The organism is Belnapia moabensis DSM 16746 (genome assembly GCF_000745835.1).
GTDB lineage: Bacteria > Pseudomonadota > Alphaproteobacteria > Acetobacterales > Acetobacteraceae > Belnapia > Belnapia moabensis.
Window position 1 is genome coordinate 1 of sequence record NZ_JQKB01000169.1, and the last position, 6,074, is coordinate 6,074.

The 6,074-nt window shown below is 62.2% G+C and carries 6 protein-coding genes and 1 pseudogene; 6 read left to right on the forward strand and 1 reads right to left on the reverse strand.

What is annotated here, in order from left to right; all coding sequences use genetic code 11:
- The 3 genes and pseudogenes from EP26_RS36550 to EP26_RS34145 form a co-directional block, all read left to right on the forward strand.
- A pseudogene (locus EP26_RS36550) lies at window positions 1-363 on the forward strand (methyl-accepting chemotaxis protein); the annotation flags it as partial.
- An 88-nt stretch (window positions 364-451) separates the two neighbouring features.
- Complete coding sequence (locus tag EP26_RS35800) at window positions 452-877, forward strand: hypothetical protein (protein WP_157033919.1); 426 nt, start codon at window positions 452-454, stop codon at window positions 875-877.
- Window positions 878-1,024: 147 nt separating this feature from the next.
- Window positions 1,025-3,130 (forward strand): putative bifunctional diguanylate cyclase/phosphodiesterase, encoded by a 2,106-nt coding sequence (locus EP26_RS34145; protein WP_084113134.1) that lies wholly within the window; start codon window positions 1,025-1,027, stop codon window positions 3,128-3,130.
- Window positions 3,131-3,919: 789 nt separating this feature from the next.
- On the opposite strand, the gene EP26_RS38390 is transcribed toward EP26_RS34145, so the two are convergent.
- On the reverse strand, window positions 3,920-4,045 hold the full coding sequence (locus EP26_RS38390) for a hypothetical protein (RefSeq protein WP_281177142.1): 126 nt from the start codon (window positions 4,043-4,045) through the stop codon (window positions 3,920-3,922).
- 432 nt (window positions 4,046-4,477) lie between these two features.
- Here EP26_RS38390 and EP26_RS34150 point away from each other — a divergent pair, with 432 nt between their 5' ends.
- From EP26_RS34150 to EP26_RS29390, 3 genes are all read left to right on the forward strand, one after another.
- Window positions 4,478-5,548 (forward strand): FkbM family methyltransferase, encoded by a 1,071-nt coding sequence (locus tag EP26_RS34150; RefSeq protein WP_084113135.1) that lies wholly within the window; start codon window positions 4,478-4,480, stop codon window positions 5,546-5,548.
- A gap of 38 nt (window positions 5,549-5,586) precedes the next feature.
- Entirely contained in the window at window positions 5,587-5,751 is a 165-nt protein-coding gene (locus EP26_RS38825; protein WP_157033920.1) for a hypothetical protein, read from the forward strand.
- 41 nt (window positions 5,752-5,792) lie between these two features.
- The coding region (locus tag EP26_RS29390; RefSeq protein WP_211259613.1) for a helix-turn-helix domain-containing protein at window positions 5,793-6,074 on the forward strand (282 nt) is incomplete at its 3' end.

Here is a 6,074-nt window from a genome sequence, read left to right on the forward strand (position 1 = left end):
ACCGCCAAGGCCACCGAGGAGATCTCGGTCCAGGTCGGCCAGATCCAGACCGCCACCCGCGACGCGGTGGCCGCCATCCAGGGCATCGCCAGCACCATCGGCGAGGTCAACCAGATCGCCGGCGCCATCGCCGCCGCCGTCGAGGAGCAGGGCTCGGCCACCCAGGAGATCGCCCGCAACGTCCAGCAGGCCGCCGCCGGCACCCAGGAGGTCACCCGCAACATCAGCGGCGTCAGCCGCGCCTCGGCCGAGACCGGCGACGCCGCCGGCCATGTCCTGCAGGCCGCCGAGGAGGTTTCCCGCCAGTCCGAGCGCCTCGGCTCCGAGGTCGCCGCCTTCCTCACCGGCGTCAAAGCCGCCTGACCACCAGCGCCAGACCTGAGCCGGCGCATCCCTGCCGGCTCGGGCCGCCATCGTTGCGGGCAAGCGGGTGAGTGCCTGAAAATGACGAATGGCCGGTGAAACCGGCCACGATGCTTGGGCTGAACGCCCGATGCGCTCGCCGAGGAAAACCCCGAGCGAGCGCTTCTGTCGCTCCAAGCTTGGGTTAAGGGTCTGCAGCCAGCGTCGTCGCAGCAGCCTCAAGCTGTGCCGCGTCACCGACCCGCCGGTTTGTGCTCATCAGCCGCTTTGTGCCTTCGGCCTTCGACCTGCTAATCGTCCATCGATCGCGGCCGAAGTGGTTGATGCCGCGGTCGTGCAGCGCCTGGCCGATCGACATCTGCAACCGGATGTTCTGCAGTCGATTGGCATCGCGTTGAAGGCGCTGCGCAATCGTCAGCTTCGGTTTCGCAAGCCTGTCGTCGCGCCATCAGTAGGCTGGGGCAGCTGCGTCGCTGGGCCCGGCCATCACCTCGCGTCGTCGCCTTTGGCGTGAGTGCTGCAGAACTGGCTTTCTGACGACCTTTGAGAAGGTACCAGCCGGTTTGAGGCACAAGCAGGGCGTGCGTGGGAGACAAATAGTAATAGATGGAGCACTGTGACTGCTGGGCGTCACCTGTCCTTGCGCGGCCGGAGATTCTTCATGCGACTTCGCCTACTCAGCCGTGAGCGAACAGGTGAGGCCCAGAATTACTGCGCAAAATTGGTATCTGGGTTTGGCCGCATGGCGTCCGGCTTGCGTTTGCCATTCGCCCTGGCTTCAGCAGCCATACTGCTCGCAGTTGGCGGTGCCGTGATCAATGAGTACGCTGCGGCCTGGCTATTAAGGCGAGATGCAGAGGCCACAGCGCATGCCTGGGCCAAAAACATGGACGAGATGCTTGGCGACGAATTGCCGGCTCTTCTCGCCCGGCACCCTCCTTCGCCCACAGCGCTGAGTGTCATGGCGCAGGGGCGTCGCCTTGGGAACGTGTTCCGGTACAAGCTTTTTGACACCCAGGGACATCTTGTCTTTATTTCTGACGATCTTGAACAGACCGACAGGCTACAAGGAACGCTCGCTGCGCATCGAGGCAACAGCGACATTGCAGCACATGTTCTAGCTGGCGGAGTTCACGTCGAGGCTGCCAGGGGCGAACCGCCAAGGCGCCCTTCCTACTACGCCGAAGCTTACGTGCCTGCCTACCGTGGCGGTACGATTGTGGGTGTCGCCGAGGTCTACGTAGATCAAACTCAAAAGCAGGCGCTCTATCGCCATGCTTTCGCAATTGCAGAGTTGGCGATTGCTGCCTTGGTACTCTTATCATCGCTGCTGCCTGGTTTAATTGCTTGGCGCCGCACGCGCGAACGTCGGGCCGCAGAAAACAAGGTGCATTTTCTAGCTCATCATGACCTGCTGACCGGTTTGCCGAACCGCGCCAGCTTTCGCGAAGCGCTTGGAGCAGCGTTGTCCCGCTCTCTGCGCGACGGTTCACAGGTCGCAGTGATCGCCCTTGATCTTGACCGCTTCAAAGAGGTGAACGACGTACTCGGCCATGCCGCTGGTGACGCACTCCTATGCGAGGTTGCGAGACGACTGCGAGCCGAGCTGCGTCAGGAAGACACAGTCGCTCGTCTGGGCGGCGACGAATTTATGGTAGTGCAAGTAGGTCTTGCCCAGCCTCATGGCGCAGCGTGCCTCGCCGAACGTTTGGTTGCGGTCTTGTCGGAACCCTATGATTTGCCGGGAGGACAACGGGCTGCCGCTTGCGGCGCAAGTGCGGGCGTAGCGGTAGCGCCCGGCGACGGCAGTGAGGCGGAGGCACTGTTGCGCGCGGCCGATGCTGCACTCTACCGGGCGAAAGCCGAAGGGCGAGGTGTGGCGCGGTTTTTCGAAGCTGGTATGGACGAAGCCTTGGCCGAGCGCCGCCGCCTTACCCACGATTTGCGCTGCGCGGTAGCAAAAAGCGGCTTCGAGTTGGCTTACCAACCGCTGCAGGAGCTTCCCGGGGGTAAGCTGGTCGGCTTTGAGGCATTGATCCGTTGGCATCATCCCGAGCGCGGTCTTGTGCCGCCCGCCCACTTCATCCCGCTCGCCGAGGAGACCGGGCTCATTATTCCGATCGGCGCCTGGGTCTTGAGCCAAGCTTGTCGCGAAGCAGCCACTTGGCCCGAAGACGTAAAAGTTGCGGTCAATCTCTCACCCGCTCAGTTCCGCAACAGCGCGGCGCTTCTGGCGACTGTTAGTGATGCTCTCGCAACCACGGGGTTGACGCCCTCCCGTTTAGAGCTCGAAGTTACTGAAGGCCTGCTGCTGCAAGACACGGATGCGGTTATGGCGACGCTGGTTGCTTTAAGTAACCTTGGCTGTGGGATTTCTATGGATGATTTCGGCACAGGGTATTCAAGTCTTGCTTACCTCTGGCGCTTTCCGTTCAACAAATTAAAGATTGACCGGTCATTTATCAGTAATATGAATGCTGAACCAAAGGCAATGGCGATCGTATCGACGATTATCGCGCTCGGGCGAGCTCTTGGCATTACCATCACAGCAGAGGGCATTGAGACAGAGAAGCAGGCAGAGGCGCTTAGCGGTGTAGGCTGTAGCCAAGGCCAGGGATATTTGCTGGGACACCCGATGTCTGCCGAGCAAGCCGGAAGCCTCACCCATTTTCACCATGAAAGCGGCCCGCGTCCTCGCCTAGAGTTGCCAAGCGCTTCCGTCGTCCTTACGCCAGCGCGATCGGAACCATGCATAGTCAGTGGCTGACCTGACTGCACTTCTCCGGTCACAGCGATCCGCCTTGCGGCATGACCACGGGCTGGTGGAAGACCGGGAGCGCAAGCGGGAAGTACCGACGGTTGAGCTGTGCGTGGATGCACCAGACAGCGTGCATAACTTGGTGCGGCAAGCTTTGGGCACAATGAGCGCCAGATGCGCACGGACCTCGCCACGACCGGATCCCCGGACATGATGCGGGCAGCCTCGTCCTGCATCAAGGCGCCGCGGCGTATAGCAGGGTGACGGTGCGCCGCAGGGTGTAGGCTCTGGCGGCGAGGCGCACCTGCAGCCCGGCCTTAGCCAGCGCATCCGGCGCAGACCGTCGCTGCGCTTCCGGGCCCGCATACCTTCTCGATCCGGTATCGGATATGCTGCACCCTGGCATGATGGGCGTAAGCCGCCGAAAGCACTGTCGTCATAAACCATCCCCGGCTTGCTCGGCAGCACCGCCGCAAGCCTGGCCGCATCGTGAATGGGCGCCGTGGGACATCTGCGCCGGGTGCCAGGCCAGCGGCCTCGTCGGTTGCCACATGCGCCGTGTCGCCAGGCACGGGCTTACGGCGCCAATGCTTGGCCAACTGTGCTGTGCCATCCCTACGGATGCTGGCCAACGAAGCAGCGTAGCGTCCAACAGGGTGCAGGTGCGCGCCATGACGCCCCTGACTTCGAGTTGGTGTGGGCGACGGCTCTGAACAGCACGCGATCCAGGCGACGGCGGACCAACTCCCGGCAGAACCAAACAAGGGCCATCCGTTCAGGCGTTGGCTCATGGCCTAATCACCGGAAGCCGGCGAGATCGTCCAGCGCCTCGACCAGCGGCACATCACCGAGATTGTGCCAAGTCGCCAGCACCATCGCATGGACCAAAGCCAGCGGCGGCCAGCCAAGCCCGCCCTTGACCACGGTCGGGATGCCAATCAGATGGTGGCCAATCTTGGATTAGTCGAGCAGCGCGACCAAGTCCGCCAACGACGATCACATCCACGGCTCCGGACGCATGATGAGATCGTCCTGACCGATCCACCGACGTTCCATCGTCACCGCCCGCGGTAGCGCCAGGCAATCAGGCGACGTCGCGTCGCCGCAAGCACGTCTGCGCACAGCTCTCATTGATGGTCAAAGATAGGCTGCCGCCGGCTACGCCGGAGCCACGTTGTGCCAAGCGCGACGCAGCATGGCATGCGCGCTGTTTGCGCCCGGCGCCGCGCCACCCCCACCCACAGCCAGCAGCCTATTGACACCTACAGGATCAATGTAGACACCTCAATCACCAAACTCCCGGCGCACTGCGCAGCCAGGGAATGCCGAGAACGGTGTCTGCGCTATGGAGGCCCTGTGACTATTCTCCGTAACTTTGCCCTGCTGCTGCCAAAGCTCCGACGGTTGCGGGAAGCGCGCGATGCGCTGTTATTGGAACGCGATGCGCTATTACTGGACCGTCATGCTCTGCTGCAGGAACGCGATACAATAGGGCGCGAGAGTGCCGCCCGCGAGGCTGAACTCGCGCTTTGGCGGAACCGAGCCGCCAGCCGCTTTTTTCACTACAATGCCTGCTTTGATCCGGAAGAAGTCATCCGGCGTCATGCCGTACCAGACTTGGCGCCGCGCCCGGGCTACCTTACCAACTTCCTTGGTGTGATCATCGACCCCAAATTTTTCCCCACCATTCTGGGAGACCGGGCTGGACTGGTGGAATCCATGCCGATCCCTGCCAACTGGCACGCTGACATCGCTGAATGGGGGGCGGCACTGCGTGCTGTTGATCTGGCGCGCCATCGCTTCACCATCGTCGAACTCGGCTGCGGCTGGGGATGTTGGCTCAACAATGCGGGCGTTGCGGCACGTCGCGCCGGACTGTCGGTGCACCTCATTGGCGTGGAGGGCGATCGTGGTCACCTTGGCTTTGCCGAAGAGGCCATAGCCACAAATGGGTTCAGGGCTTCGGAGTACACCCTGCATCACGGGATCGCCTCCGCCACCCCGGGCACGGCCCTCTTTCCAAGCCAAGATCAGGCCGGATTGCACTGGGGCTTGGAGCCAGTGTTTCATGCGACTGAAGCGCAATGGGAGGCGGCCAAGCGCTCCGGCGAGTACGAAATCCTTCCCATGCTACACCTTGCCGATGTGGTGGCGCAGCATAGCCGTGTCGATCTTTTACATGTTGATATTCAAGGTGGCGAGGTCGACTTGGTCGAGGGCAGCCTGCCCTTGCTGCGCGAAAAGGTCGCCTATTTGCTGACTGGAACTCACTCCCGGGTTATTGAAGGTCGCCTCTGCACAGCATTGCACCAGTCAGGATGGACGCTGGAGATAGAGCGACCGGCCATTCTTGATCCGAACAACCTCACTGGTCCTGTTGTGGTCGATGGTGTCCAAGCCTGGCGTAACCCAACCCTGCTGTCCTAATGCTCTAACTCCAACACTTGGTTTCTGGGACAGGCCTTGTGGAGAAGGCCGCTGGGCTTGGCGGTTCGGACGAGCGGCTTGGGATGGTCATTGTGTCTGACGAGGTAGCGATGGATAGCGACCTCCAAAGCCGCGATGCCCTTGCATACGCCGCGCCCGATGCGCTTACGGTTATTGATGCGGCCCTCATTGTCTTGATCTGATTGACTGGGGATCCAAGTTCGCGGGCATGAGGCACGTGGACATGCGCAAGCTGCCCGCGGCGGCTCAGGAAGAGCGCCGGCGGCAGGTGGTCGGGCTTCGTCAGCGCGGCCTGACCTTTCGGGAGATTGCCGAGCAGGTCGGGCTGAGCCGGACCGGGGGGATCAACATCTGCCAGCGCTTTGCAGCTGAGGGCGCGAAAGGGCTGGTCGGCAAGCCGCGCGGCCGCAAACCCGACGAACAGCGCCTGCTGGATACGGCCCAGGAAGCTGAGGTGCAGACGCTGATCCGCCGTCACACGCCGGACGAGCTGGGCTTGCCGTTT

Bases quoted from the DNA above. Each gene is read 5' to 3' on its own strand.
- EP26_RS35800 (WP_157033919.1), top strand. From the start codon at position 452: ATGGCCGGTGAAACCGGCCACGATGCTTGGGCTGAACGCCCGATGCGC.
- EP26_RS34145 (WP_084113134.1), top strand. From the start codon at position 1,025: ATGCGACTTCGCCTACTCAGCCGTGAGCGAACAGGTGAGGCCCAGAAT.